This is a genomic window from Stenotrophomonas sp. FBCC-B152, assembly GCF_059134105.1.
In genome coordinates this window covers 3,298,068-3,323,528 of sequence record NZ_CP101442.1, presented here as the reverse complement: position 1 = coordinate 3,323,528, position 25,461 = coordinate 3,298,068, and the positions used below count along the sequence as shown (strand labels likewise).

Annotated in this window: 23 protein-coding genes; 18 read left to right on the top strand and 5 right to left on the bottom strand. The window is 67.0% G+C overall.

All coding sequences use genetic code 11. From position 1 onward, the window contains the following. Nucleotide 1 precedes the first annotated feature (1 nt). From lptM to hslU, 6 genes are all read left to right on the top strand, one after another. Nucleotides 2-247 carry an LPS translocon maturation chaperone LptM gene (lptM, locus tag NMB40_RS15240; protein WP_448143596.1) on the top strand — a complete coding sequence of 82 codons (246 nt, stop codon included), beginning with the start codon at nt 2-4 and terminating at the stop codon, nt 245-247. Further along, nucleotides 240-1,091 (top strand): diaminopimelate epimerase, encoded by an 852-nt coding sequence (gene dapF / locus NMB40_RS15235; protein ID WP_093533983.1) that lies wholly within the window; start codon nt 240-242, stop codon nt 1,089-1,091. The genes lptM and dapF overlap by 8 nt, the downstream gene beginning before the upstream one ends. Next, complete coding sequence (locus NMB40_RS15230; RefSeq protein ID WP_282246685.1) at nt 1,088-1,765, top strand: DUF484 family protein; 678 nt, start codon at nt 1,088-1,090, stop codon at nt 1,763-1,765. The genes dapF and NMB40_RS15230 overlap by 4 nt, the downstream gene beginning before the upstream one ends. Before the next feature lie 22 nt (nt 1,766-1,787). Continuing rightward, nucleotides 1,788-2,678 (top strand): tyrosine recombinase XerC, encoded by an 891-nt coding sequence (xerC, locus tag NMB40_RS15225; RefSeq protein WP_494358958.1) that lies wholly within the window; start codon nt 1,788-1,790, stop codon nt 2,676-2,678. A gap of 91 nt (nt 2,679-2,769) precedes the next feature. Then, complete coding sequence (hslV, locus tag NMB40_RS15220) at nt 2,770-3,321, top strand: ATP-dependent protease subunit HslV (RefSeq protein WP_017356659.1); 552 nt, start codon at nt 2,770-2,772, stop codon at nt 3,319-3,321. A gap of 148 nt (nt 3,322-3,469) precedes the next feature. Beyond that, nucleotides 3,470-4,843, top strand: coding sequence for an ATP-dependent protease ATPase subunit HslU (gene hslU, locus NMB40_RS15215; protein WP_448144018.1), 1,374 nt, complete (start codon nt 3,470-3,472; stop codon nt 4,841-4,843). Between the two features lie 385 nt (nt 4,844-5,228). Here hslU and NMB40_RS15210 read toward each other — a convergent pair whose 3' ends face one another. Beyond that, on the bottom strand, nt 5,229-5,897 hold the full coding sequence (locus NMB40_RS15210; RefSeq protein ID WP_494358957.1) for a TetR family transcriptional regulator: 669 nt from the start codon (nt 5,895-5,897) through the stop codon (nt 5,229-5,231). Nucleotides 5,898-6,058: 161 nt separating this feature from the next. Here NMB40_RS15210 and smeD point away from each other — a divergent pair, with 161 nt between their 5' ends. Genes smeD through NMB40_RS15195 form a run of 3 tightly spaced genes read left to right on the top strand, consistent with a single transcriptional unit; the run spans nt 6,059 to nt 11,810 of the window. Continuing rightward, entirely contained in the window at nt 6,059-7,234 is a 1,176-nt protein-coding gene (gene smeD / locus NMB40_RS15205) for a multidrug efflux RND transporter periplasmic adaptor subunit SmeD (protein WP_494358956.1), read from the top strand. 12 nt (nt 7,235-7,246) lie between these two features. Continuing rightward, nucleotides 7,247-10,423: a multidrug efflux RND transporter permease subunit SmeE gene (smeE, locus tag NMB40_RS15200; protein WP_494358955.1), complete on the top strand. Its 3,177-nt coding sequence runs from the start codon at nt 7,247-7,249 to the stop codon at nt 10,421-10,423. Continuing rightward, on the top strand, nt 10,416-11,810 hold the full coding sequence (locus tag NMB40_RS15195; RefSeq protein WP_494358954.1) for an efflux transporter outer membrane subunit: 1,395 nt from the start codon (nt 10,416-10,418) through the stop codon (nt 11,808-11,810). Before smeE ends, NMB40_RS15195 begins: the two co-directional genes overlap by 8 nt. 85 nt (nt 11,811-11,895) lie before the next feature. Here NMB40_RS15195 and NMB40_RS15190 read toward each other — a convergent pair whose 3' ends face one another. The 3 genes from NMB40_RS15190 to NMB40_RS15180 form a co-directional block, all read right to left on the bottom strand. After that, nucleotides 11,896-12,300 (bottom strand): low affinity iron permease family protein, encoded by a 405-nt coding sequence (locus tag NMB40_RS15190; protein WP_494358953.1) that lies wholly within the window; start codon nt 12,298-12,300, stop codon nt 11,896-11,898. A 69-nt stretch (nt 12,301-12,369) separates the two neighbouring features. Next, nucleotides 12,370-12,702, bottom strand: coding sequence for a hypothetical protein (locus NMB40_RS15185; RefSeq protein WP_494358952.1), 333 nt, complete (start codon nt 12,700-12,702; stop codon nt 12,370-12,372). Between the two features lie 202 nt (nt 12,703-12,904). Next, entirely contained in the window at nt 12,905-13,357 is a 453-nt protein-coding gene (locus tag NMB40_RS15180) for a nucleoside deaminase (protein WP_068854054.1), read from the bottom strand. 71 nt (nt 13,358-13,428) lie between these two features. On the opposite strand from NMB40_RS15180, the gene ubiE reads away from it, so the two are divergent. From ubiE to NMB40_RS15160, 4 genes are all read left to right on the top strand, one after another. Continuing rightward, a complete protein-coding gene (ubiE, locus tag NMB40_RS15175) occupies nt 13,429-14,190 on the top strand; it encodes a bifunctional demethylmenaquinone methyltransferase/2-methoxy-6-polyprenyl-1,4-benzoquinol methylase UbiE (protein ID WP_068854053.1) in 762 nt (253 codons plus the stop codon). Nucleotides 14,191-14,258: 68 nt separating this feature from the next. Then, nucleotides 14,259-15,125: a GGDEF domain-containing protein gene (locus NMB40_RS15170; protein WP_494358951.1), complete on the top strand. Its 867-nt coding sequence runs from the start codon at nt 14,259-14,261 to the stop codon at nt 15,123-15,125. 60 nt (nt 15,126-15,185) lie between these two features. Next, a complete protein-coding gene (locus NMB40_RS15165; RefSeq protein WP_494358950.1) occupies nt 15,186-17,117 on the top strand; it encodes a M1 family metallopeptidase in 1,932 nt (643 codons plus the stop codon). 109 nt (nt 17,118-17,226) lie between these two features. Next, a complete protein-coding gene (locus NMB40_RS15160) occupies nt 17,227-17,958 on the top strand; it encodes a hypothetical protein (protein WP_392918387.1) in 732 nt (243 codons plus the stop codon). Nucleotides 17,959-18,094: 136 nt separating this feature from the next. On the opposite strand, the gene NMB40_RS15155 is transcribed toward NMB40_RS15160, so the two are convergent. Next, nucleotides 18,095-19,033, bottom strand: coding sequence for a carbohydrate kinase family protein (locus NMB40_RS15155; protein ID WP_399640672.1), 939 nt, complete (start codon nt 19,031-19,033; stop codon nt 18,095-18,097). 274 nt (nt 19,034-19,307) lie between these two features. Between NMB40_RS15155 and NMB40_RS15150 the strand changes: the two genes are divergently transcribed. Genes NMB40_RS15150 through rodA form a run of 5 tightly spaced genes read left to right on the top strand, consistent with a single transcriptional unit; the run spans nt 19,308 to nt 25,090 of the window. Further along, the gene (locus NMB40_RS15150; RefSeq protein WP_038686189.1) at nt 19,308-20,354 is read left to right on the top strand and encodes a rod shape-determining protein; all 1,047 of its coding nucleotides are present in this window, start codon (nt 19,308-19,310) and stop codon (nt 20,352-20,354) included. 54 nt (nt 20,355-20,408) lie between these two features. Further along, nucleotides 20,409-21,434 carry a rod shape-determining protein MreC gene (gene mreC / locus NMB40_RS15145; RefSeq protein ID WP_494358949.1) on the top strand — a complete coding sequence of 342 codons (1,026 nt, stop codon included), beginning with the start codon at nt 20,409-20,411 and terminating at the stop codon, nt 21,432-21,434. Beyond that, a complete protein-coding gene (mreD, locus tag NMB40_RS15140) occupies nt 21,431-21,916 on the top strand; it encodes a rod shape-determining protein MreD (RefSeq protein WP_282247217.1) in 486 nt (161 codons plus the stop codon). The genes mreC and mreD overlap by 4 nt, the downstream gene beginning before the upstream one ends. A gap of 1 nt (nt 21,917) precedes the next feature. After that, nucleotides 21,918-23,981: a penicillin-binding protein 2 gene (gene mrdA, locus NMB40_RS15135; RefSeq protein ID WP_494358948.1), complete on the top strand. Its 2,064-nt coding sequence runs from the start codon at nt 21,918-21,920 to the stop codon at nt 23,979-23,981. Continuing rightward, on the top strand, nt 23,978-25,090 hold the full coding sequence (rodA, locus tag NMB40_RS15130) for a rod shape-determining protein RodA (protein WP_282247215.1): 1,113 nt from the start codon (nt 23,978-23,980) through the stop codon (nt 25,088-25,090). The genes mrdA and rodA overlap by 4 nt, the downstream gene beginning before the upstream one ends. The last annotated feature ends 371 nt before the right edge of the window (nt 25,091-25,461 follow it).

The window sequence follows — 25,461 nt, the reverse complement described above, 5'->3', positions numbered from 1 at the left end:
AATGAGCATCCCCCATCGCAATCGCATCCTGATTCCGTTGGCAGCGCTGGCGCTGCTGTTCCTTTCGGCCTGTGGCAACAAGGGCCCGCTGGTCATGCCGCAGAAGCCGGTGCCGGTCGAAGAGCAGGTGGTCGAGCCGGCCGCCGATGCCGAGGCCACGCCGGAAGAGACCAACGCCACCGACGATCCGCCGGTCGTGCCCGATCCGGTCGACCCGCAGCTCAAGTCCGACGACGGGAATGAGTAAGGCCGCCTCCACCGCGCTGCGCTTCAGCAAGATGCACGGCGCGGGTAACGACTTCGTCGTGCTCGACCTGCGCGACGGTACCCCGGCACCCACCCCGGCGCTGGCGGCCCAGCTGGCCAACCGCCATACCGGCGTGGGCTGTGACCAGATCCTGACCATCGAACCGCCGCGCGCGGAAGGCTCGGTTGCGGCCTACCGCATCTGGAATTCGGACGGTTCGCAGTCCGAACAGTGCGGCAACGGCGCGCGCTGCGTCGCGGCCTGGCTGGTACGCGATGGCGCGGCGCAGGGCGAGCGCTTCAACATCGACAGCCCGCTGGCCACCCATGCCATTGAACGTATCGGCGCCGACCACTACGCGGTGGCCATGGGCGTGCCGCGCTTCGAACCGGACCAGGTGCCGCTGCTGGGCTTTGCCCGTGCGCGCGAGGAATACCTGCTGCCGCTGCAGGGCGATACCGTGCGCTTCGGCGCAGTTTCCATGGGCAACCCGCATGCCGTGATCGAAGTCGGGCTGGTCGACGCCGCACCGGTCGAACGGCTGGGCCCGCTGCTGCAGCAGCACGCGACCTTCCCGCAGTCGGTCAATGTCGGCTTCGTGCAGGTGATCGATCCGCAGCATGCACGCCTGCGCGTGTTCGAACGTGGCGTCGGCGAAACGCTGGCCTGCGGCAGTGGCGCCTGCGCCGCCGCCGTGGTGATGATGCAGCGCGGCCGCCTGCAGCGCGATGCCACGGTGTCGCTGCCGGGTGGCGACCTGCGCCTGCGCTGGCCGGCCGACGACGCCCAGGTGGTGATGTCCGGCCCGGCCGCATTCGTCTTCGAAGGGGAGTGGAACGCATGAGCGACACCATCGAGAAGATCGGCGCGCATGAAGTCGCCGCGTGGCTGCGCCGGCACCCGGCGTTCCTGAAACAGTTCCCGGACCTGGCGCTGACCCTGGTGGTGCCGCGCGACGATGGCCCCACTGCGTCGCTGGCCAGCTACCAGCTGGAAGTGCTGCGCGACAAGAACCGCGAGCTGTCGCGCCGGCTGGCTGACCTGGCCGCCAACGCACAGGTCAACGAACGCCTGGCTGTGCGCACCCACCAGCTGACGCTGGCACTGATGAAGCAGGACAGCGCTGCCGATACCCTGCGCGCCATGGCCGCCTCGCTGGAAGAAGACTTCGCCGGTGACCTGGTGCGGCTGGTGGTGCTGCACCCGGTGCAGGGCCTGGAGCAGGCGCCATGGCTGCAGGTGATCGAAGAGGGCAGCCCGCTGCTGGCGTCGTTCCGCGATTGCCTGAAGGATGGCGAGCCGATCTGCGGCCGCCTGCAGCCGGAAAAGAACACCGTGTTGTACGGCGGGCGCGTGGATGAAGTGCAGTCCAGCGCATTGCTGCCGCTGCCGGGCGTGGGCCTGATCGCGGTGGGCAGCCATGATGGCAACCGTTTCTACCCGGGCATGGGCACGCTGTTCCTGCGCATGATGGGCGAAGCGCTGGTCGTGGCACTCAAGCGCTTCGACCCGGCCTGAGACCGCGCCGGCGCGAACCCGCATGAACGCCGTCCAGGATTTCCTCGGGTACCTGCAGGTGGAGCGCCGCGCGTCGGCGCACACGCTGGATGCCTACCGGCGTGACCTGGCCGCCCTCGATGCCTGGGCGACCGAGCAGGAGGGCAGCGCCGAAGGAATCGATGGCGCGCAGCTGCGCCAGTTCATCGCAGCCGAACATCGCCGCGGGCTGGCGCCAAAATCACTGCAGCGCAGGCTGTCGGCCTGCCGCAGCTTCTACGCGTGGCTGCTCAAGCATCACCGCATCGCAGTCAGTCCCGCTGCCGGCCTGAAGGCCCCGAAGGCACCGCGCAAACTGCCGCAGGTGCTTGATGCCGACGAAGCCGTGCGCCTGGTGGAACTGCCTACCGACGCACCACTCGGCCTGCGCGACCGCGCGCTGCTCGAACTGTTCTATTCCTCCGGCCTGCGCCTGAGTGAACTGTGCGCGTTGATCTGGCGCGACCTCGACTTCGCCACCGGCCTGGTCAACGTGCTCGGCAAGGGCAATCGCCAGCGCCGCGTGCCGTTCGGCTCGCACGCGCGCGAGGCGTTGCTGGGATGGCGTGCGGAGAATGGCGGCGGCGATGGGCAGCCGGTCTTCCCCGGGCGCAAGGGCGGGCCGATCACCCAGCGCGCCGTGCAGATCCGGATCCGCCAGCTGGCCCAGCGCCAGGGCCTGTTCAAGCACGTGCACCCGCACATGCTGCGGCACAGTTTCGCCAGCCATATCCTGGAATCCTCCGGTGACCTGCGCGGCGTGCAGGAACTGCTGGGCCATGCCGATATCGCCACCACCCAGATCTACACCCACCTGGATTTCCAGCACCTGGCCAAGGTCTACGACGCCGCGCATCCACGGGCAAAGCGGCGCACGGGCGACAACGAAAGCTGAACCGGGCCACTGCGTCACCCGGGCGCAGGGCAGGGCGGCTTGAAGGACCGGCAGGTGGCCCCACCTCTGTTCTTGTCACCCCGGAGGCTCCATGGACCCCAGTCAGAATCCCAACGTGTTTCACGCCACCACCATCATTTCGGTGCGCCGCAACGGCCATGTCGCCGTCGCCGGCGATGGCCAGGTCACCCTCGGCCACACCGTCATGAAGGGCAATGCGCGCAAGGTGCGCCGTTTGGGCCGCGAGGGCCAGGTCCTGGCCGGATTCGCCGGTGCCGCCGCCGACGCCTTCACCCTGTTCGAGCTGTTTGAAGCCAAGCTGGAAAAGCATGGCCAGCTGCAGCGTGCCGCCGTGGAGCTGGCCAAGGATTGGCGTACCGAACGCCGCCTGGGCAAGCTCGAAGCGCTGCTCGCTGTGGCCGACAAGGACACCTCGCTGATCATCAGCGGCACCGGTGACGTGATCGAACCGGAAGACGGCATCATCGCGATCGGCTCCGGCGGTTCCTACGCCTTGTCCGCCGCGCGTGCACTGTTGGCGCACACCGAACTGGATGCCCGCACCATCGCCACCGAATCGATCAACATCGCCGGCGACATCTGCATCTACACCAACCGCAACGTGGTGGTCGAGGAGCTTTGACCCTGCGGGTCAAACCTCGTAGTGCCACGCCCTGCGTGGCAGCGTTACCCGTCCAGCCACGCAGGGCGTGGCTCTACGTCGCCGTTACGTGTTTGATCCGCATCCGGTCAGCCCCACCATTCCTCCAGAATTTTTTGTGAGCGCACCCATGCCGCACAACAACGAATCGTCTTCCGCCACCATGACCCCGCGCGAAATCGTGCAGGAGCTGGACCGCCACATCGTCGGCCAGCACGATGCCAAGCGCGCCGTGGCCATCGCCCTGCGCAACCGCTGGCGGCGCATGCAGCTGCCGGCCGAGCTGCGCGATGAAGTCATGCCCAAGAACATCCTGATGATCGGCCCGACCGGCGTCGGCAAGACCGAAATCGCGCGCCGCCTGGCCACCCTGGCCAAGGCCCCGTTCGTCAAGGTGGAAGCCACCCGCTTCACCGAAGTCGGTTACGTCGGCAAGGATGTCGAGCAGATCATCCGCGACCTGGCCGATACCGCCGTCAAGCTGTACCGCGAAATGGCCAAGGTGCGCGTGCGCAACCAGGCCGAAGAGCGCGCCGAAGACCGCATCCTCGACGCACTGCTGCCGCGCCGTGCCGGCGGCATCGGCTTCGACCCGGAAGCGGCCCGCAACGAACCGTCCGCACAGGACAACGAAACCCGCATCAAGTTCCGTCGCATGCTGCGCAACGGCGAGCTGGACGAACGCGAGATCGAACTGGAAGTGGCTGCCAATATCGGCGTGGACATCATGACCCCGCCGGGCATGGAAGAAATGGGCCAGCAGCTGCGCCAGATGTTCTCCAGCCTGGGGGGCGGCAAGGCGCAGAAGCGCACCGTCACCATCAAGGCCGCGCGCCCGCTGCTGGTGGAAGAGGAAGCCGGCAAGCTGGTCAACGAAGACGACATCCGCAGCGCCGCGATCGAGGCCTGCGAACAGCACGGCATCGTCTTCATCGACGAAATCGACAAGGTCGCCAAGCGCGGTGACAACGTCGGCGGTGGCGATGTCTCCCGCGAAGGCGTGCAGCGCGACCTGCTGCCGCTGGTGGAAGGCTCCAACGTGTCCACCAAGTACGGCACGGTCAAGACCGACCACATCCTGTTCATCGCCTCCGGCGCGTTCCACCTGGCCAAGCCGAGCGACCTGATCCCCGAACTGCAGGGCCGCTTCCCGATCCGCGTGGAACTGGGCGCCCTGAGCAAGCAGGACTTCGTGCGCATCCTGACCGAACCCAAGGCCGCGCTGACCAAGCAGTACGAAGCGCTGCTGGCCACCGAAGGCGTGACCGTGAACTTCACCGATGAAGCCGTGGATCGCCTCGCCGAAATCGCGTTCCAGGTCAACGAGCGCCAGGAAAACATCGGCGCCCGCCGCCTGCACACCGTGCTGGAGCGCCTGCTGGATTCGCTGAGCTACGAAGCACCGGACCGCGATGGCGAAACCCTGGCCATCGATGCCGCCTACGTCGACAAGCACCTGGGCGAGCTGGTCAAGGATCCGGACCTGAGCCGCTACATCCTGTAACAGATTGGACGTTGAATCAGAAACGGCGGCACTTCGGTGCCGCCTTTTTTGTTTGCGTTGATCAGGCGGTAACGGCCTTCTGCGATCGAGGTCATGCGTAACCGAACGTTGCAGCGTTCACGGCAGTCGTTTGCGAACCGACCCTACCCGCCCCGTGTCGCTCGCGTAGAGCCCCGCCCTGCGTGGCTGCTCTTCCCAGCCGCCCGCGCAATGCATGAAGGGGAGGCCGGCGGGCAGCCCCCGTAGGGACTGTCAAAAACATGGATGTTTTTGCCAAGCCTACATGGATGTATTTACGGCGTGTCCCGTAGGGGGCTGCCCGTCGGCCTCCCCAGCACGGATCAATCAAGACGCTGCTTTCAAGCTTTCAAGCCGCGCCGCCGAATCAAACCTCGTCGTCAGTCGGCAACGCAGTAGGCGGCGCACCCGGGGTAAACACACCCGGCATCACGAAGGCGCCGAAGATCGCGTCCATCGTCTGCTGGCCATCGCGCTGAAGCTCGAACAATTCCGGTTCCAGCATCGCGCTGTACATCACGCCGGTCAGGCTGGTGCTGACGATGCGTGCCACCGTGTCCACGTCCACCCCCGGGCGCAACTGGCCCAGCGAGGCCGCGCGCTGGAAGGCGGCCGCGAAAATGGCCAGCTCCTCACGCGACGCCTCCAGCTGCAGCTGCTGCATGGCCTGGCTTTCCACCGAAAGATCGTTGCGCAGCATGATCTCCATCATGTTGCGCAGCCGCTCGTCCGTGGCCAGTTCCTGGAACGAGACCAGCAACGCCGAGCGCAGGTCCAGCACCGGCGTGTTGCGCCGTGACGAAGTCGTCCGCCGCAACCGCTCGATGAACGGTACCCGCTCGCGATCGATCATCGCCGTCAGCACTTCGGTCTTGTTCTTGAAATGCCAATACACCGCGCCGCGGGTATAGCCCGCGCGCTCGCCGATCATCGCCAGACTGGTGTTGGCGACCCCGAATTCGTGGAAACAGCTCTGGGCCGCATCCAGGATGCCTTCCCGGGTGGCCTGCGCCGCTTCTTTGGTTTTTCTGGCCATGGCGCTGTGTGCACGTGCTGGATGAAACCGGCCTGAATTGTACCCGTTTACAAACAAACATGCATGTATGTATATTTACGCCCCACTGCTATCCGGTGAGGCGTGCGCGTACCCGCGCGGGCCCGGCCGCCCCCTTTCCCGTTCCTGCTGCGAGCCTCCCCATGTCCCGTACCCCGTACCGTCTTCTCGCGCTGTCCCTCGCGATCGCCCTGACCGTGTCCGCCTGTGGCGGGGGAGGTGAGGAGGGTCCGCAGGGCGGGCCGGGGCAGGTCACCGTGGCCACCCTGAAGGCCGAACAGGTTGGCCTCACCCGCGAGCTGCCCGGCCGTACCAATGCTTTCCTGGTCGCCGAAGTGCGCCCGCAGGTCAGTGGCATCGTCGCCAAGCGGCTGTTCACCGAAGGCGGCCTGGTCAACGCCGGCCAGCCGCTGTACCAGGTGGATGACGCCAGCTACCGCGCCGAGGCCAACAGCGCCCGCGCCCAGCTGGCCCGCGCCGAAGCCACCGCCAACGCCGCCCGCCTCAGCGCCAAGCGCATCACCGAGCTGGCCAAGGTCGATGCGGTCAGCCAGCAGGACCTGGAAAACGCCGTCGCCGCGCAGAAGCAGGCCGAAGCCGATGTCGGCGCCGCCAAGGCCGCCTTGGACGCCGCCAACGTCACCTTGGGCTTTGCCCGCATCACCGCACCGATCAGCGGCCGCATCGGCAAGTCCAGCGTCACCCAGGGCGCGCTGGTCAGCGCCGGCCAGGCCGACGCACTGGCCACCGTGCAGCAGCTCGACCCGATCTACGTCGACCTGACCCAGTCGGCCAGCGAACTGCTGCAGCTGCGCCGCGAACTGGCCAGCGGCCGCCTGCAGGACAACCAGAGCCTGCCGGTGACCGTGCTGCTCGACGACGGTACCGAGTTCGACCACAAGGGCACCCTGGAATTCTCCGAAGTCAGCGTCGACCCCACCACCGGCAGCTACGCGCTGCGGGTCAAGGTCGCCAATCCCGACCAGGTGCTGATGCCCGGCATGTACGTGCGTGCGGTCGTGGGCAGTGGCGTGCGTGACAACGCGCTGCTGGTGCCCATGCAGGGCATCGCCCGCGACGCCAAGGGCGACACCAGCGCCATGGTGGTCGGCAAGGACAACAAGGTCGAAGTACGTCCGGTCAAGGTCAGCCGCGCGCTGGGCAGCAAGTGGCTGGTCGAAGACGGCCTCAAGCCCGGCGACAAGGTCATCGTTGAAGGCCTGCAGAAGATCCAGCCGGGCATGCCCGTGCAGGCCACCGAGATGGGCGCCGCGCCGGCCAAGCCGGCAGCGCCGGCGGCCGCGGCCGCCAAGCAGTAAGCGGAGAATTCCATGGCTCGTTATTTCATTGATCGCCCCATCTTCGCGTGGGTGATTGCGATCATCATCATGCTCGCCGGTGCGCTGGCGGTGCTCAAGCTGCCGGTGTCGATGTACCCGGAAGTGGCACCGCCCGCCGTCGAGATCAGCGCCACCTACCCGGGTGCATCGGCCAAGGTGGTCGAGGACTCGGTGACCCAGATCATCGAGCAGAACATGAAGGGCATCGATGGCCTGATCTACTTCTCCTCCAACAGCTCGGCCAACGGCCAGGCCACCATCACCCTGACCTTCGAAAGCGGCACTGACCCGGACATCGCCCAGGTCCAGGTGCAGAACAAGCTGCAGCTGGCCATGCCGCTGCTGCCGCAGGAAGTGCAGCGCCAGGGCATCAACGTCGCCAAGTCCAGCAGCGGCTTCCTGCAGGTGATCGGCTTCGTCTCGAATGACTCGAGCATGGATGCCAACGACATTTCCGACTACGTCGGCTCCAATGTCGTCGATCCGCTCAGCCGCGTGCCGGGCGTGGGCAACATCCAGGTGTTCGGTGGCAAGTACGCCATGCGCATCTGGCTGGACCCCAACAAGCTGCACACCTACAAGCTGTCGGTGGAAGAAGTAACTGCGGCGATCACCGCACAGAACGCCCAGGTGGCCATCGGCCAGCTCGGCGGCGCGCCGTCGGTGAAGGGCCAGCAGCTCAACGCCACCATCAACGCCCAGGACCGCCTGCAGACCCCGGAACAGTTCCGCAACATCCTGGTCCGCGGCGGCACCGATGGCAGCGAGCTGCGCCTGGGCGATGTCGCCCGGGTCGAACTCGGTGCGGAAACCTACGACTTCGTGACCCGCTACAACGGCAAGCCCTCCACCGGTATCGCCATCACCCTGGCCACCGGCGCCAACGCGCTGGATACCGCCAACGGCGTGCGTGCCGCGCTGGACGACCTGAAGGAAAACTTCCCGGCCGGGCTGGAATCGGTGGTGCCGTATGACACCACGCCGTTCGTGCAGGTCTCGATCAAGGGCGTCATCAAGACCCTGATCGAAGCCATCGTGCTGGTGTTCGTGGTGATGTACCTGTTCCTGCAGAACTTCCGCGCCACCCTGATCCCCACCATCGCCGTACCGGTGGTGCTGCTGGGCACGTTCGGCATCCTGGCCGCGCTGGGCTTCTCGATCAACATGCTCACCATGTTCGCCATGGTGCTGGCGATCGGCCTGCTGGTGGACGATGCCATCGTGGTGGTGGAGAACGTCGAACGCATCATGTCCGAAGAAGGGTTGTCGCCGCTGGAGGCCACCCGCAAGTCGATGAGCCAGATCACCGGCGCGCTGGTCGGCATCGGCCTGGTGCTGTCGGCGGTGTTCGTGCCGATGGCCTTCATGAGCGGCTCCACCGGCGTCATCTACCGGCAGTTCTCGGCCACGATCGTGTCCGCGATGGCGTTGTCGGTACTGGTCGCCATCGTGCTCACCCCGGCGCTGTGCGCCACCATGCTCAAGCCGCTGAAGAAGGGCGAGCACCACGTGGCCCACAAGGGCCTGGCCGGCCGCTTCTTCGGCGGCTTCAACCGCGGCTTCGACCGTTCCAGCGAAACCTACCAGCGCGGGGTCAAGGGCATCCTGGCCCGCCCGTGGCGCTTCATGGCCATCTTCGTGGCGCTGGCCGTGGCCATGGGCGTGCTGTTCGCGCGCCTGCCCAGCTCGTTCCTGCCCAATGAAGACCAGGGCATCCTGATGGCGCTGGTGCAGACCCCGGTCGGCGCTACCCAGGAGCGCACGTTGGAGGCGATGTACAAGCTGGAAGACCACTTCCTGAAGAACGAAACCGAAGCGGTCGAATCGGTGTTCTCGGTGCAGGGATTCAGCTTCGCCGGCATGGGCCAGAACGCGGGCATGTCCTTCATCAAGCTCAAGGACTGGAAGGAGCGCGATGCCGACCAGGGCGTGGGCCCGATCACCGGGCGCGCGATGGCCGCACTGGGCCAGATCAAGGATGCCTTCATCTTCGCCTTCCCGCCGCCGGCCATGCCGGAGCTGGGCATCGGCTCGGGCTACACCTTCTTCCTGAAGGACAACAGCGGCCAGGGCCACGAGGCCCTGCTCAACGCGCGCAACCAGCTGCTCGGCGGCGCCGGGCAGAGCAAGCTGCTGGCCAACGTGCGCCCGAACGGCCAGGAAGACACCCCGCAGCTGCGCATCGACGTGGACGTGGAAAAGGCCAATGCGCTGGGCCTGTCGACCAGCTCGATCAACAGCACCCTGGCGGCCGCGTGGGGCAGCAGCTACATCGATGACTTCATCGACCGGGGCCGGGTCAAGCGCGTCTACGTGCAGTCCGATGCGCAGTTCCGCATGAACCCGGACGATTTCAACCTGTGGTCGGTGAAGAACAACGCCGGTGAGATGGTGCCGTTCAGTGCCTTCGCCTCCAAGCGCTGGGACTACGGTTCGCCGCGCCTGGAGCGCTACAACGGCGTGTCGGCGATGGAGATCCAGGGCGAGCCCGCACCGGGCGTGGCCTCGGGTGACGCCATGGCCGAAATCGAACGCATCGCCAAGGACCTGCCGCCGGGCTTCGAGATCGAATGGACCGCGCTGTCCTACCAGGAACGCCAGGCGGGTTCGCAGACGCCGCTGCTGTACACGCTGTCGCTGCTGATCGTGTTCCTGTGCCTGGCCGCACTGTATGAAAGCTGGAGCGTGCCGACCTCGGTACTGCTGGTGGCGCCGCTGGGCATCCTCGGTGCGGTGCTGGCCAACACCATGCGTGGCATGGAGCGGGACATCTACTTCCAGGTGGCGATGCTGACCACGGTGGGCCTGACCAGCAAGAACGCGATCCTGATCGTGGAGTTCGCCAAGGAAAACATGGAGAAGGGCGTGGGCGTGCTGGAAGCCACCATGCACGCGGTACGCGACCGCCTGCGGCCGATCATCATGACCTCGTTGGCATTCGGCCTGGGCGTGCTGCCGCTGGCCATCGCCTCAGGCGCCGGTTCGGGTGCGCAGCGTGCGATCGGCACCGGCGTGCTGGGCGGCATGATCGTCGGCACCGTGCTGGGCCTGTTCTTCATCCCGTTGTTCTTTGTTGTCGTGCAGAAGCTGTTCAACCGCGGCGCCAAAAACGGTGGGTCCCGACCGTTGGCCGGGACGAACGCCAACGAAGGTGATACCCATGAATAAGGCTCTGCTTGCCCTGGCCATGGCCGCCGCCCTCTCCGGCTGCGCCATGCTCGAGCCGCGCAGCACCGAGGTCGCCCCGGCGATCCCGGCGCAGTGGCCGGCCACCACCTCCACCGCTGCGGCAGTGGAGGTGGCCGACATCGGCTGGCGCGACTACTTCGTCGACGAGCGCCTGCAGTCGCTCATCGCCCAGTCGCTGGACAACAACCGCGACCTGCGCGTGGCCATCCTCAACGTGGACAAGGCGCGTGCGCAGTACCGCATCCAGCGCGCAGACCGGGTTCCCGCCGTCGGCGTGCAGGGGCAGATGACCCGCAGCGGCGGCGATGTGCCGGTCACCGAACAGTTCAGCGCCAACCTGGGCGTGGTCGAGTTCGAGCTGGACCTGTTCGGCCGCGTGCGCAACCTCAGCCAGGCGGCGCTGCAGCAGTACTTCGCCGAGGCGGCCAACCGCCGCAACGCGCAGCTGTCGCTGGTGGCCGAAGTAGCCAATGCGTGGCTGACCCTGGGCGCCGACAGCGAGCAGCTGAAGATCGCCCAGGCCACCCTGGCCACCTACGAGGATTCGCTGCGCCTGAGCGAGGCGCGGCACCAGCTTGGTGGCGCCTCGGCGCTGGAGCTGAGCCAGACCCGTACGCTGGTGGAAACCGCGCGCACCGACGTGGCCCGCTACCAGGGCCAGGTCGCACAGGACCGCAACGCGCTGGCGCTGCTGGCCGGTGGCCCGATCGACGAGGCCTTGCTGCCCGACAGCGAAGCCACCGACGTGGCCGCCGTGCGTGCGCTGCCGGCGGGTGTGCCGGGTGAGGTGCTGCTGCGCCGCCCGGACGTGATGGCGGCCGAGCACACCCTGCTGGCGGCCAACGCCAACATCGGTGCGGCGCGCGCGGCGTTCTTCCCGTCGATCAGCCTCACCGGCAGCGTCGGGTCCACCTCGTCGGAACTGTCGGGGTTGTTCGACTCGGGCACCCGCGCGTGGAGCTTCATGCCCACGCTGAACCTGCCGATCTTCCAGGGTGGCAAGCTGCGCGCCGGGCTGGGCGTGGCCAATGCCAACCGCGATATCGCGCTGGCGCAGTATGAGAAGGCGATCCAGTCCGGCTTCCGCGAGGCCGCCGATGCACTAGCGCTCAACGACAGCCTGGATGCGCAGCTGTCTTCGCAGCAGGCGCTGGTGGCCGCGGCCGAGCAGGCGCGGACGCTGTCGCAGGCGCGTTATGACGCGGGGCTGGACAGCTTCCTGACCCTGCTGGATGCGCGGCGCACGGCGTACACCGCACGGCAGTCGCTGGTGACCACGCAGTTGAACCGGTTGTCCAACCAGGTGGCCCTGTACAAGGTGCTGGGTGGTGGGTGGTATGAACGCGGGGACGTTGCCGCGCGGTGATGGGATACGTGGGACACGCATGGCGTGTCGCTACGTAGGGACACGCCATGCGTGTCCACGCGGTGCCGGAACGATACGCGCGGCGTCAGCCGTTCGGCTTTTCCGACCGTACTTTGTCCAAGGCTTTTGTCGCATCGCGCGCCATCTGCTCGTAAGTGCGGCGGATCTCCTCCAGCCGCTCCTCGTCCAGCTCTTCCAGGTCCAGCAGCTCGTTGTTGGCCTCCGCCGTCACCCGGATCAGCTCGTCGAGCTTGATCTGGATCGCGGCGGTGTCGGCGTTCTGGCTGTGCTGGATCAGGAACACCATCAGGAAGGTGATGATGGTGGTGCCGGTGTTGATCACCAGCTGCCAGGTGTCGTTGAACTTGAATACGGGCCCGCTCAGGGCCCAGATCAGCACGATGCTGACCGCACCGAGGAAGGTGCACGGCGTACCCGCCGCATAGGACGCCTTCTTGGCGACGAGGTTGAACACGCTGCGAAGTTTCATGGGAAGCGGAACACGGGAACGGGACCCATCAATGGCAGGCGCCCCGTGTAGGCGCCGTGCAGCCGTCGCTCAGGCGCGGGCGCTCAGGCGGGGACGTGCATTCTCGTCATGCTGGCTCATCAGGTAGACGTGTTCCCACACCTGTTCGACGAACTTCCGTGCTTCGTCCGGACTCAGCTTCGCCATGATCTGGCCCGCATAGTGGGTCTGGAAGGCCTGCTCGCGCTCTTCGTCGGTTGCCTTGGGGTGGGTGATCAGCGAATCGCAGGCGAACTTGATCCAAGGGATGTAGTGCCCGAACGACGCTGATGGCAGATCGCCGTCCTCATGCTTCTGGCGCCAGTGGTTGACCTCGGCCTCGACATTGATCACGGCGGGGATGGAAAGCGGGACGGAGGACATGGTTGCTTCGATTCGAAAGGAAGGAATGGAAAGGCAACCTGATAGTGCGTAAAACCCGGTGCATGCCGCGTCATGGCGATGTGCAGTGGGCGTGCGCGCGGCCCGACTGAACTGAAGCATTCATGACTGCGCTGCGCCGCCCGCGGACGGTGCGGCGCATTTAGCCTGTCCTGCTGCGTGGCTGCGCAGGAACCGGCGCTTATTACTCGCCGATGTCTTCGTTCCAGACCTCGGGATGGGCCGAGATGAATCCGCCCAGCAGGTCGATGCATTCCTGGCTCTGCATGTCGATCACCTGCACGCCGTTTTCGCGCAGCCAGTCGATGCCGCCCTGGAAGGTGACCGATTCACCCACCACCACCGTGCCGATGTTGAACTGGCGCACCAGCCCGCTGCAGTACCAGCAGGGGGCCAGGGTGGTGACCATGATGGTGTCCTGGTAGCGGCGCTGGCGGCCGGCCTTGCGGAACGCATCGGTCTCACCGTGCACGGACGGGTCGCCTTCCTGGACCCGGCGGTTGTGGCCGCAGCCGAGCAGGCGGCCGTCGTTGTGGTACAGCGCCGCGCCAATGGGGATGCCGCCCTCGGCCAGGCCCTGGCGGGCTTCGGCGATGGCGGTTTCAAGCAGGGCGGCGTAGTCGGGGGTGGTGATCATGGGCGGTCCGTTCAACTGAAGGGGCCATCATAAGGTGCCGCCGGCCGGCCAGCGGTGCGATAATCGGGGCCATGAGCGAATCCCCCTACAAGACTGGCACCACCCATTTCGGCTTCCGCGATGTCGCCGCCAAGGACAAGCAGAAGCTGGTGGGCGAAGTGTTCACCTCGGTCGCGCGCAACTACGACCTGATGAACGACCTGATGAGCCTGGGCATCCACCGGGCGTGGAAGCGCTACTACGTAGCCACCGCGCAGGTGAAGCCGGGTGACAGCGTGCTCGACCTGGCCGGCGGTACCGGCGACATCGCCGCGCTGCTCAAGGAGCGCGTGGGCGACGATGGCCAGGTGGTGGTCGGCGACATCAATGCCGGCATGCTCACCGTGGGCCGCGACCGCTTGACCAACCGCGGCCTGGTGGCCGGCCTGGATTTCGTCCAGTGCAACGCCGAGGCGCTGCCGTTCCCGGATGCCAGCTTCGACCTGGTCACCATCGCCTTCGGCCTGCGCAACGTGACCGACAAGGACGCCGCCCTGCGCGAGATGTACCGCGTGCTCAAGGTGGGCGGCCAGGCGCGGGTGCTGGAGTTCTCCGAAGTCACCGCCGACTGGTTCAAGCCGATCTACGATTTCCACTCGTTCAAGATCCTGCCCAAGCTGGGCCAGCTGTTCGCCCGTGACGGCGACAGCTACCAGTACCTGGCCGAGAGCATCCGCAAGCACCCGCCGCAGGAGCAGCTCAAGACCATGATGGGCGAGGCCGGTTTCGCGCGCTGCCATTACAAGAACCTGACCGGCGGCATCGTCTCGATCCACTCCGGCTACAAGGTTTGAGACACCGGTCCGGTTCCCGCTGAGGGAGCTCGGCCACACTGAAGGCAGGCTGTCAGAGAGGGCCTGCCATGCGTCTCTACCGCGGCCTGGCCCGCGTGTTTCCCCGTTCGTTCAGCGCCAAGCTGATGACGGTCGTGTTCATCGGCGTGCATGTGCCGCTGCTGGTGCTGCTGCTGTGGATGGCCTTCAGTGGCCGCTACCAGCAGGAGACCATGTGGGCCGTGGTGGGCGTGGTGCTGGGCGCCACCCTGGTCGGTACCGGCATGGCGATGATGGCGCTGTACCGGCTGATGGCGCCGCTGCGCCAGGCCGCCGAGGCGCTGGAGGCGTATTACGACGAACAGCGTCTGCCGCACCTGCCGGACCTGGGCCACGATGAAATCGGGCGCCTGCTGCGCGGGATCAACCGCAGCCTGCACGGGGTGGATGCCGGCCTGCGCGACCTGCGCCGCAGCGTGTTGATGGACCCGCTCACCCAGGCGCTGAACCGGCGTGGCTGCGAACAGGCACTGGCCGATTCGGCCCGCCAGGCGCAGGCGCGGCGGCAGCCGCTGACCCTCTTCGTGGTCGACCTGGACAACCTCAAGCCCATCAACGACGCGCACGGCCACCTGGCCGGCGACCAGGTGCTGGTGCGGCTGGTGGTGTCGGCGCGGCAGTGGCTGCAGCCCGGCGACTGGATCGGGCGCTGGGGCGGGGATGAGTTCCTGCTGGCGGTGCACGACAGCCACGAGGTCGCCTGCCGGCGGCTGCGCGAGTGGCTGGAGCGGCTGGCCGTGCCGGGCGACGCGGCCGACCCGCCGCTGAGCGCCAGCGCGGGTGGCGCAGGCTACCGGCCGGGGGAGGACCTGCGCGAACTGTACCGGCGCGCCGATTCCGCCATGTACCGGGCCAAGGCGGCGGGCGGTGCCCGCCTGCTGTGTGAAACAGACTGAATGGGGAACGGGCCGTGGAGAGGGGTAAACTGGCGGTTTCACCCTGATCGGTCCCGATTCATGCGATCCCCGTTCCTGCTGATTCCCCTGGCCGTCGCGCTTGCCGCCGGCTGCTCCAAAGAGCCCGCCGCCCCGACCGCGGCCCCCGCCGCCCAGCCGAGCGCCGACACTGCCGTGAAAGCCGTCAACCGCAGCCACGATGAAAGTTCCTACGCCGAACCGGACAAGGTCGTCATCAAGGACCTGGGCCTGGACCTGAAGCTGGATTTCGACAGCAAGCAGATCGGCGGCACCGCCACCTACACCCTGGAGTGGAAGGACAAGGCGGCCAAGCAGCTGGTGCTGGACACCCGCGAACTGACCATCGAGAAGGTGGAAGCCGTCGCCGCCGACGGCACCACCGCGCCGCTGCAGTTCGTGCTGGCGCCGGCCGACAAGGTGTTCGGCAGCAAGCTGACCATCGAAGCCCCGGAACAGCCGGGCAAGGTGCTGGTGACCTACCACACCGCGCCGACCGCCTCGGGCCTGCAGTGGCTGGAGCCGTCGATGACCGAAGGCAAGCAGCTGCCCTTCATGTTCAGCCAGTCCCAGGCCATCCACGCGCGTTCGTGGGTGCCGCTGCAGGACACGCCGAGCGTGCGCTTCACCTACAGCGCGCACGTGGCCTCGCGCCCGGACGTGATGGTGCTGATGAGCGCCGACAACGACCCCAAGGCCGCGCGTGACGGTGATTACACCTTCAAGATGCCGCAGCCGATCCCGTCCTACCTGCTGGCCATCGCCGCCGGCGACCTGGTGTTCGAGCCGATTTCCGGCCGTTCCGGCGTCTGGGCCGAACCGACCATGGTCGGCAAGGCCGCCAAGGAGTTCGAAGACACCGAGAAGATGATCGGTGCGGCCGAGAAGCTCTATGGCGAATACCGCTGGGGCCGCTACGACATGCTGGTGCTGCCGCCGTCGTTCCCGTTCGGCGGCATGGAAAACCCGCGCCTGACCTTCGCCACCCCGACCGTGATCGTGGGCGACAAGTCGCTGGTCTCGCTGGTGGCCCATGAGCTTGCGCACAGCTGGTCGGGGAACCTGGTGACCAACTCCAGCTGGAAGGACATCTGGCTCAACGAAGGCTTCACCACCTACGTGCAGGGCCGCATCACCGAAGCGCTGTATGGCCAGGAAATGGCCGAGATGGAGCGCGAGATCGACCAGAACGACCTGCTGGCCGAGGTCAAGGACATGAGCCCGGCCGACCAGGCCCTGGCCCTGCCGCCGCTGACCGAGCGCGACCCGGACGAGGCGCTGAGCAACGTGGCCTACGTCAAGGGCTCGTGGTTCCTGCAGTTCCTGGAACAGCGCTTCGGCCGCGAGGTGTTCGATCCGTTCCTGCGTGGCTGGTTCGATGACCATGCGTTCCAGAGCGCCAACACCGACCAGTTCGTCGAGTACCTGAAGAAGAACCTGCTGTCCAAGAAGCCCGGCGCGGTCACCGACGCCGAACTGAAGGCATGGCTGGACGAGCCGGGCATTCCGGCGTTCGCCACCAAGGCACGTTCGCGCAACTTCTCCATCGTCGATACCGCACGCATTGCGTGGCAGGGCAGCGGCAAGCTGCCGAGCGCGCAGATCACCAGCGAGTGGGGCACCCAGGAGTGGGTGCACTTCATCGACGGCATGGGCAAGACCCTGCCCGTGGACAAGCTGGCCGCGCTGGACCAGGCGTACACGTTCACCGGCACCGCCAATGGCGAAATCGCGATGCGCTGGTACCCGCTGGCGATCCGCAGTGGTTACCTGGAGGCCAATGAGGCCGCCGGCGCCTTCATCGAACGCGTTGGCCGCCGCAAGCTGATCCTGCCGATCTACGCCGAACTGGTGAAGACCCCGGAAGGCCTGGCGTTCGCCAAGGCGGCCTTCGAAAAGGCCAAGCCCAGCTACCACCCGATCACCACCGCATCGGTGCAGGACATGCTGGACAAGGCAAGCGCCGGCAAGTAATCGCCAGCACTGCGTTGATCAGGAACGGCGGGGGAAACCCCGCCGTTTTTCATTGTTAAAGTAGGCAGGTGACGCCCGCTGGCGTCCTCGCTGACACCTGGAGCCCGTAATGAAACGACTGATCCTTGCCGCCACCTGTGCGCTCGCCCTGGCTGCCTGCAGCAACCCGGAAGAAGAGCGCAAGGCGCAGGAAGCCGCGACCGCTGCCGCCAAGGCGCAGCAGGAAGAAAAGGCCGAAGGCGTGGCCAAGCAGTACGACATGGCCGTGGCCGCGCAGGATTGGGAGCGTGCACGCATCCATGGCGGTTCGCTGCTGGACCAGTACAAGGACACCGACGTGGCCGCGCGGATCGAGCCCGGCTACGCCGAGGTCAAGGCCAAGGCCGAAACCGCGCGAGAACTGCGCCGCATGCAGGGCCTATGGCAGTACAACCAGGTGCCGGTGGGCAGCAAGGGCAACCAGGTCTCGGCCTCGATCTACAGCAAGGAGCGGGTGGACGTGGACGGCAGCGGCCCCAAGCCGGTGCAGCTGATCTTCCGCGACCACCCCGAGTGGAAGCGCCACGCCTACCTGGTGCTGCAGGCCGGTGATTTCCGCTGCCCGCAGTGCACGGTGAAGGTGACGGTGGACGACGGCAAGCCGATCTCCATGGCGGCCTGGCGCCCGAAGACCGACGAGGCCATCGCCATGTTCATCACCGACCAGAAGGCGCTCTGGAAACTGGCCCGCAAGGCCAAGACCATCACCATCGAATTCCCGGTCAAGGCCGGCGGCACCCGCACCGCAGTATTCGAAACCGGCGGCGTAGACGCCAGCCGCATGCCCAACTGGTGGAACTAACGGGCGCAATCCCTCTGGAGGAACAGCCCCCTTCTGTTAAGGGGGCGCGCCGACAGGCGCGGGGATAGGAGACATGCGTCGGGGCCCACCATTCGCATCGCGAATGGTGGGCGAGCAATTGAAACAGCAGCTTCGGTTACGCCGAAAGTGCGTAACCGAACTGCTGTTTGAATTGCTCGTTGAATTCGTCGAAGGTGAAGCGCTGGTTCTGCGTACCCGGGTGCTCCACCTTCAGCGCGCCCATCAGGTTGCCCATGCGGCCGATGGTCAGCCAGTCGTAGCCCTTCTCGATGCCGTAGATCAGGCCGGCGCGGAAGGCGTCGCCACAGCCGGTCGGGTCGACCACGCGGCGCTCGTGCGCCGGCGGGATGTCGTAGGTCTTTTCCGGGGTGTGGATGACCGCGCCCTTGGGGCCGCGGGTGGTGATGTAGGCCTTGACCCGGCTCACGATCTCCTTTTCGTCCCAGCCGGTGCGCTCCTGCAGCAGGTTGGACTCGTAGTCGTTGACCACCACGTAGTCGGCCTGTTCGATGAAGGTACGCAGCTCCGGGCCGTTGAACAGCGGCATGGCCTGGCCCGGGTCGAAGATGAACGGCACGCCGGCCTCGAAGAACTCCTGCGAGTTCTGGATCATGCCCTCGCGGCCGTCCGGGCCGACCAGGCCCAGGGTCACCCCCGGCACGTCCTTCACATGGTTCTCGTAGGACCGCATCATCGCGCCCGGGTGGAAGGCGGTGATCTGGTTGTTGTCGTGGTCGGTGGTGATGAACGCCTGCGGGGTGAACAGCTCGTCGATCACCTTGATCCGGCTCAGGTCGATGCCCAGGCCCTGGAAATACTCGCGGTACGGGCCGAAGTCCGAGCCCACCGTGCCCATCGGGATCGGCTCGCCGCCCAGCAGGTGCAGGTTGTAGGCGATGTTGCCGGCGCAGCCGCCGAACTCGCGGCGCATGCGCGGCACCAGGAACGACACGTTCAGGATGTGCACCTTGTCCGGCAGGATGTGATTCTTGAACTGGTCCGGGAACACCATGATGGTGTCGAAGGCAAGAGAACCACAGATCAAAGCGGACATCGATTAAGGCCTATGCGGAAGGGGTCTGAGGCCCGGCAGGCGGGCAACGAAACGGCGCCCTGAGGCGCCCAATGGCGCAAAGGTTAACGGGTGCGGCGCCGCAGGGCCAGAACCCCGGCTGTCCGGATTGGGCTGAATGGCCGCCAAGGCTGGCTTTGACGGACATTTCTCCTTGCTCGCGCACAGGGGGATTGCTAGGCTTGTCGACCTCGAATTCTGCCCAATTTTTCGCCATCCCGCGTTGGGCGCGACACCCCTCAGGATCAACTCCCAGATGTTCAAGAAACTGCGTGGCATGTTCTCCAATGACCTGTCCATCGACCTGGGCACGGCCAATACCCTCATCTACGTGCGCGGGCAGGGGATCGTGCTGAACGAACCGTCGGTCGTGGCCGTACGCCAGGACCGTGCCATCGGTGGCACCCGCTCGGTGGCCGCCGTCGGCGCCGAAGCCAAGCAGATGCTGGGCCGTACCCCGGGCCACATCACCACCATCCGCCCGATGAAGGATGGCGTCATCGCCGACTTCACCTACACCGAGGCGATGCTCAAGCACTTCATCAAGAAGGTGCACAAGTCGCGCTTCCTGCGCCCGAGCCCGCGCGTGCTGGTCTGCGTGCCGGCCGGTTCGACCCAGGTCGAGCGCCGCGCCATCAAGGAATCGGCCGAAGAAGCCGGTGCCCGCGACGTGTTCCTGATCGAAGAGCCGATGGCCGCCGCGATCGGCGCCGGCATGCCGGTCACCGAAGCCCGTGGCTCGATGGTCATCGACATCGGCGGCGGCACCACCGAAGTGGCCGTGATCTCGCTGAACGGCATCGTCTATTCGGCCTCGGTGCGCATCGGCGGCGACCGCTTCGACGAGTCGATCACCAACTACGTGCGCCGCAACCACGGCATGCTGATCGGTGAAGCCACCGCCGAGCGGATCAAGGTCGAGCTGGGCTGCGCCTACCCGCAGGCCGAGGTCATCGAGATGGAAATCTCCGGCAGGAACCTCGCCGAGGGCGTGCCGAAGATGATCAAGATCAACTCCAACGAAGTGCTCGAAGCCCTGCATGAGCCGCTGTCGGGCATCGTCAGCGCGGTCAAGCTGGCCCTGGAGCAGACCCCCCCGGAACTGTGCGCCGACGTCGCCGAGCGCGGCATCGTGCTCACCGGTGGCGGCGCCCTGCTGCGCGACCTGGACCGCCTGATCTCCGAGGAAACCGGCCTGCACGTGCAGGTGGCCGACGACCCGCTCACCTGCGTGGCCCGCGGTGGCGGTCGTGCGCTGGAACTGGTGGACATGCACGGCAACGAGTTCTTTGCGCCGGAGTAAGCCGTACCCGGCGGCACCGCGCCCCCTTTCCATCTTGTCCAGTCGAAGCCAGTCGTGCCGCCCTACGCCGGTCCTCCCGTAGCCTCCCGCCAGGGTGATGCCAGCAGCCCACTGCGGCTGCTCGCCTACCTGGCCCTGGCCATCACCCTGATCGTGCTCGACGACCAGGCCGGCTGGCTGGCGCGCGCGCGCGCCCAGGCCAACGTGCTGGTGCAGCCGGTGTGGGCGCTGGCCGGCCTGCCGGGCCGCCTCGGCACCCAGGTCAAGGACAATGCGGCCAGCCACGGCCAGCTGGTCGATGAAAACCGCGAGCTGCGCAACCAGCTGCTGATCGCCAACGCGCGCCTGACCCGGCTGCAGACCGCCGCGCTGGACAACGCGCAGCTGCGCGAACTGCTCAACGTGGCCGAGCGCAGCGGGCTGGACGTGCAGCTGGCGCCGATCCTGGACATCGACCTGGACCCGGTCCGGCAGCGCCTGGTGCTGGCCGCCGGTACCCGCGATGGCGTGCACATGGGGCAGGCGGTGATCGACGCCGGCGGCCTGATGGGGCAGGTGATCGCCACCACCGGCAGCAATGCCACCGTACTGCTGCTGACCGACCCGGACCACGCGGTGCCGGTCACCGTGGCCCGCAACGGCGTGCGCCTGATCGTCTACGGGCGCGGCGATACCCTGGAACTGCGCGACATCCCGCTCAGCGCGGGGGTGGAAGTGGGCGACGAGATCGTCACCTCCGGCCTGGGCGGCCGTTTCCCGGCCGGCTTCCCGGTAGGCAGGATCACCGCCCTGCGCCCCGACGACACCCATGCCTTCCTGGTCGGCGAACTCAAGCCCGCCGCCCAGCTCGACCGCGGCCGCGACGTCCTGTTGCTGCGCCCAGGCGCAGCAATCCGGGTGCCGCCGAACCTGCAACTGTCCGAAGCCGCCGGCGGACCCGCGGTGGCTCCCGCGCCTTCGGCGCCGGCGACACCGGTTGATTCGGCACAGGTAGCGCCCACCGTTGGTCGGCCCACGCAGACCCAACCGCAACCGACCCAACCCGCACCCCAGCCATCCCCGACGGGGCCCACCCCATGAGCCGCCTGCGCGACAAACCCTGGGTGCTCCCGGTCAGCATCGTGCTGGCACTGCTGCTCGGCCTGCTGCCGTTGCCGGCGCTGCTGCAGCCGCTGCGCCCGTACTGGCTGGCGCTGGTGCTGGCGTACTGGGTGATCGAAGCGCCGGACCGGGTCGGGCTGGGCGTGGCCTTCAGCTGCGGCGTGATCGCCGACCTGCTCTACGGCGGCGTGCTGGGCGAACAGGCGCTGCGGCTGGTGATGCTCACCTTCATCCTGCAGCGCTTCCGTGCGCGCATCCGCTTCTTCCCGATGTCCCAGCAGGTGCTGGCCATCGGCGGGCTGCTGTTCAACGACCGCATCGTCAGCGCCGTGGTCCACATCGCCGTGGGCGAGCCGACCCTGCCGTGGTCGTACTGGTGGGCGCCGCTGCTGGGCATGGGGCTGTGGCCGCTGGTGTTCGTGCTGCTCGACGCCGTCCGCTTCGGACGTCGCGGGCGCTGACATGTACGTGCGCCGCCAGGCCAAGAATCCGCGCGCCGAAGCCGAACAGTTCCGGCGCCGCGCCGCGCTGGGCTTCCTCGGCGTGCTGGTCTGCCTGGTCGGGCTGGGCGGCTGGTACTTCAAGCTGCAGGTGCTGGACCACGACACCTACGCCACGCGCTCGGAAGCCAACCGCATCAAGCCGCGGCCGGTGGTTCCCGGGCGCGGCATGATCTATGACCGCAACGGGCGGCTGCTGGCCGAGAACGTGCCCGCGTTCCGGCTGGACATCACCCCGGACAAGGTCAAGGACATGGATGCCACCCTGGCCGGGTTGGCGAAGATCCTGAGCATCACCCCGGAAGACCTGGAAACCTTCAACAAGTCGCGCAAGGCGCGCCGCAGCTTCCTGCCGGTGACGCTCAAGCTGCGCGTCACCGACGAGGAAATGGCGCGTTTCGCGGTGGACCGCTGGCGCTATCCCGGCGTGGAGCTGGAACCCTACCTGACCCGCCGCTACCCGTACGGCGACCTGTTCGCGCACATCATCGGCTACGTTGGCCGGGTCGATGACAAGGACCTGGAAACGCTGGGCGAGGGCAATGCGGCGCTGACCCATATCGGCAAGTCCGGGCTGGAGCGCTATTACGAGCAGCAGCTGCGCGGCAAGGTCGGCTACGAACAGGTTGAAACCAACGTGCAGGGCCGGGCCATCCGCACCATCGGCCGGGTCCCCGCGCAGTCCGGCAACGACCTGCGCCTGTCCATCGATGCCGACCTGCAGCGCGCCATGGTGGCGGCCTTCGGCGATTTCGACGGCGCCGCCGTGGCGATGGATCCGCGCACCGGCGAGATCCTGGCCATGGTCAGCCTGCCGTCGTACGACCCGAATCTGTTCGTCAACGGCATCTCGCATGCCGACTTCAAGGCCCTCAATGACAACCCCTCGCGCCCGCAGTTCAACCGCCTGGTGCTGGGTGGCGTGGCGCCGGGTTCGACGATCAAGCCGCTGATCGGCCTGGCCGGCCTGGACAGCGGCGTGCGAAAGCCCGAGGACAAGATCCTCTCCACCGGCATGTTCTACCTGCCGGGCACCTCGCGTGGCTGGGGTGACGCCAACCGTGGCGGCCATGGCTGGACCGACCTGCGCAAGTCGATCACCCAGTCGGTCAACACCTATTACTACAAGCTGGCGCTGGACCTGGGCATCGAGCGCTTCGACCACTACATGGGTTACTACGGCTTCGGCGAACCCACCGGCATCGACCTCACCGGCGAGATCGGCGGCATCCTGCCCTCGCCGCAGAACAAGTACAAGGCGCGCAAGGAACGCTGGTATCCCGGCGATACCGTCAACGTCAGCATCGGCCAGGGCGACTGGAAGGTCACCCCGCTGCAGCTGGTGCACGGCGTGGGCGGCATTGCCGACGGCCAGCTGCGCACCCCGCACCTGGTGATGCAGCAGCGCGCGAGCTTCGACGCGGACTGGGTAGCCACGCCGGCCGGCACGAGCAAGCCGGTCAGCCCCAGCCCGGGCAACCTGCAGGCCGTGCGCGAAGGCATGATGGGCACCATGCGCCCGGGCGGCAGCGGCGCGCGCGCGGCCGCCGGCGCGCCGTACACCATTGCCGGCAAGACCGGCACCGCGCAGGTGATCAGCCGGCGCGGCACCGCGGCGGTGAACCCCAAGAGCCTGCCGATGCACCTGCGCCACCGCTCGCTGTTCGTGGGCTTTGCCCCGGCCGAGAACCCGGTGATCGTGCTGGCCATTGCCGTCGAAGGCGGCGGTTACGGCGGTTCGGCGGCCGCACCGATCGCGCGTAAGCTGTTCGACGCGTGGCTGCTGGGCAAGATGCCTGAAGGGATGGAGCCGCTGGACAGCCTGCGCGGCACCACCGCGATCGGCATCACCGCATTCGAAGGCGACAGCGCCGCACGCGAGGCCGGCGATGCCGCTGCCGCCGTGCTGGAATCGCTGCCGGTGCTGGTCGGCCTGCCCGAACCGGTTCCCGCGCCCGCACCTGCACCCGGCGCGCCGCTGGCGCCGGCCGCCCAAGCCCCCGCCCCGCCGGAGCGCAGCCGATGAAGGATTTCCTGCGCTGGGCCAGCGACATGGTGGTGCGCTTCTGCAGCACCCTGGACTGGGTGCTGTGCCTGGCGTTGGGCGCGCTGATGCTGATCGGCCTTGCCGTGCTCAAGAGCGCCGGCGGCGATTCGCTGGTGTTCGCCCAGGGCGCGCGCTTCGTGGTCGGGCTGGGCGCGATGTGGGCGATTTCGCGCATGCCGATCCTGCGCATCCGCTCGGCCACCCCGCTGATCTACGCGGTGTCGATGATTCCGCTGCTGGCCGTGTTCGTGCTCGGCACCGGCAAGTACGGCCGCCAGTGGCTGGACCTGAAACTGTTCTACCTGCAGCCGGCCGAGCTGCTCAAGGTCAGCCTGCCGATGATGGTGGCCTGGTACCTGCACCGCATGCCGTTGCCGCCGCGTTTCTCCACGGTGATGGTCAGTGCGGTGATCATCGGCGTGCCCACCGGGCTGGTGATGCTGCAGCCGGACTTCGGTACCGGCGTGCTGATCGCCGCCAGCGGTGCGTTCGTGCTGCTGCTGGCCGGCCTGCCGTGGTGGTGGGTGGGCGTGGCGGTGGGCGGCGTGGCGGCTGCCGCGCCGGTGGCCTGGATCTGGCTGCTGCGGCCGTACCAGAAGGACCGCATCATGATGTTCCTGGACCCGGAGATGGATGCGCTGGGTGCCGGCTGGAACATCATCCAGTCCAAGATCGCCATTGGTTCGGGCGGTTTCGACGGCAAGGGCTGGGGGCAGGGCTCGCAGTCGCACCTGAACTTCATTCCCGAACAGACCACCGACTTTGCCTTCTCCGTGCTCAGCGAGGAATTCGGCTGGATCGGCGTGGCGCTGGTGCTGTTCCTGTACCTGGTGGTGATCGGGCGCTGCCTGTGGATCGCCTCGCAGTCGCGCGACTCCTATTCGCGCCTGTTGGCCGGCGCCACCGGCCTGGCCTTCTTCGTCTACGTGCTGGTCAACGGCGGCATGATCTCCGGCCTGCTGCCGGTGGTGGGCGTGCCGATGCCGCTGATCAGCTACGGCGGCACCTCGGCGGTATCGCTGCTGGCCGGGTTCGGGCTGGTCATGGCCGCACGCAGCCACAACCCGGTGCACGGCGGCTACAGCTGACCGTCAAAAGATCGGCAAGTCGGGACGGGATCTTGCGCAGATTCGTTATTGGAGCGTGACGAATGTGCTGAAATCGGCGGCGTAGGTGCAGAGGGCGTCAACAACCCGTCGGTAAAGTGAGATGTAGCGCACAAATATGAATGCGCTTGATCAGGATCAATGGACTTGTCGTAAACGGCCTGCACAATGGCGGCCCGCAAGCAGCTGCGCATCGAGCCAAGCGACGCGCAAGGCGCTGCGGGACGTAGTTGACCTAACGGGTACAGGGGGTGCGGCGTTGCGCTGGGGAGTAGCGCGTCGTGCCAGTATCGACCTGGTCGGTGGCCCGGTTGCGCCCATGGGGATGGGGGCGCAACCGGACGACCTTTACA

Excerpts from the sequence above, each read along its gene's own strand:
- lptM (WP_448143596.1), top strand. The coding sequence starts at position 2 with ATGAGCATCCCCCATCGCAATCGCATCCTGATTCCGTTGGCAGCGCTG.
- dapF (WP_093533983.1), top strand. The coding sequence starts at position 240 with ATGAGTAAGGCCGCCTCCACCGCGCTGCGCTTCAGCAAGATGCACGGC.
- NMB40_RS15230 (WP_282246685.1), top strand. The coding sequence starts at position 1,088 with ATGAGCGACACCATCGAGAAGATCGGCGCGCATGAAGTCGCCGCGTGG.
- xerC (WP_494358958.1), top strand. The coding sequence starts at position 1,788 with ATGAACGCCGTCCAGGATTTCCTCGGGTACCTGCAGGTGGAGCGCCGC.
- hslV (WP_017356659.1), top strand. The coding sequence starts at position 2,770 with ATGGACCCCAGTCAGAATCCCAACGTGTTTCACGCCACCACCATCATT.
- hslU (WP_448144018.1), top strand. The coding sequence starts at position 3,470 with ATGCCGCACAACAACGAATCGTCTTCCGCCACCATGACCCCGCGCGAA.
- NMB40_RS15210 (WP_494358957.1), bottom strand. The coding sequence starts at position 5,897 with ATGGCCAGAAAAACCAAAGAAGCGGCGCAGGCCACCCGGGAAGGCATC.
- smeD (WP_494358956.1), top strand. The coding sequence starts at position 6,059 with ATGTCCCGTACCCCGTACCGTCTTCTCGCGCTGTCCCTCGCGATCGCC.
- smeE (WP_494358955.1), top strand. The coding sequence starts at position 7,247 with ATGGCTCGTTATTTCATTGATCGCCCCATCTTCGCGTGGGTGATTGCG.
- NMB40_RS15195 (WP_494358954.1), top strand. The coding sequence starts at position 10,416 with ATGAATAAGGCTCTGCTTGCCCTGGCCATGGCCGCCGCCCTCTCCGGC.
- NMB40_RS15190 (WP_494358953.1), bottom strand. The coding sequence starts at position 12,300 with ATGAAACTTCGCAGCGTGTTCAACCTCGTCGCCAAGAAGGCGTCCTAT.
- NMB40_RS15185 (WP_494358952.1), bottom strand. The coding sequence starts at position 12,702 with ATGTCCTCCGTCCCGCTTTCCATCCCCGCCGTGATCAATGTCGAGGCC.
- NMB40_RS15180 (WP_068854054.1), bottom strand. The coding sequence starts at position 13,357 with ATGATCACCACCCCCGACTACGCCGCCCTGCTTGAAACCGCCATCGCC.
- ubiE (WP_068854053.1), top strand. The coding sequence starts at position 13,429 with ATGAGCGAATCCCCCTACAAGACTGGCACCACCCATTTCGGCTTCCGC.
- NMB40_RS15170 (WP_494358951.1), top strand. The coding sequence starts at position 14,259 with ATGCGTCTCTACCGCGGCCTGGCCCGCGTGTTTCCCCGTTCGTTCAGC.
- NMB40_RS15165 (WP_494358950.1), top strand. The coding sequence starts at position 15,186 with ATGCGATCCCCGTTCCTGCTGATTCCCCTGGCCGTCGCGCTTGCCGCC.
- NMB40_RS15160 (WP_392918387.1), top strand. The coding sequence starts at position 17,227 with ATGAAACGACTGATCCTTGCCGCCACCTGTGCGCTCGCCCTGGCTGCC.
- NMB40_RS15155 (WP_399640672.1), bottom strand. The coding sequence starts at position 19,033 with ATGTCCGCTTTGATCTGTGGTTCTCTTGCCTTCGACACCATCATGGTG.
- NMB40_RS15150 (WP_038686189.1), top strand. The coding sequence starts at position 19,308 with ATGTTCAAGAAACTGCGTGGCATGTTCTCCAATGACCTGTCCATCGAC.
- mreD (WP_282247217.1), top strand. The coding sequence starts at position 21,431 with ATGAGCCGCCTGCGCGACAAACCCTGGGTGCTCCCGGTCAGCATCGTG.
- mrdA (WP_494358948.1), top strand. The coding sequence starts at position 21,918 with ATGTACGTGCGCCGCCAGGCCAAGAATCCGCGCGCCGAAGCCGAACAG.
- rodA (WP_282247215.1), top strand. The coding sequence starts at position 23,978 with ATGAAGGATTTCCTGCGCTGGGCCAGCGACATGGTGGTGCGCTTCTGC.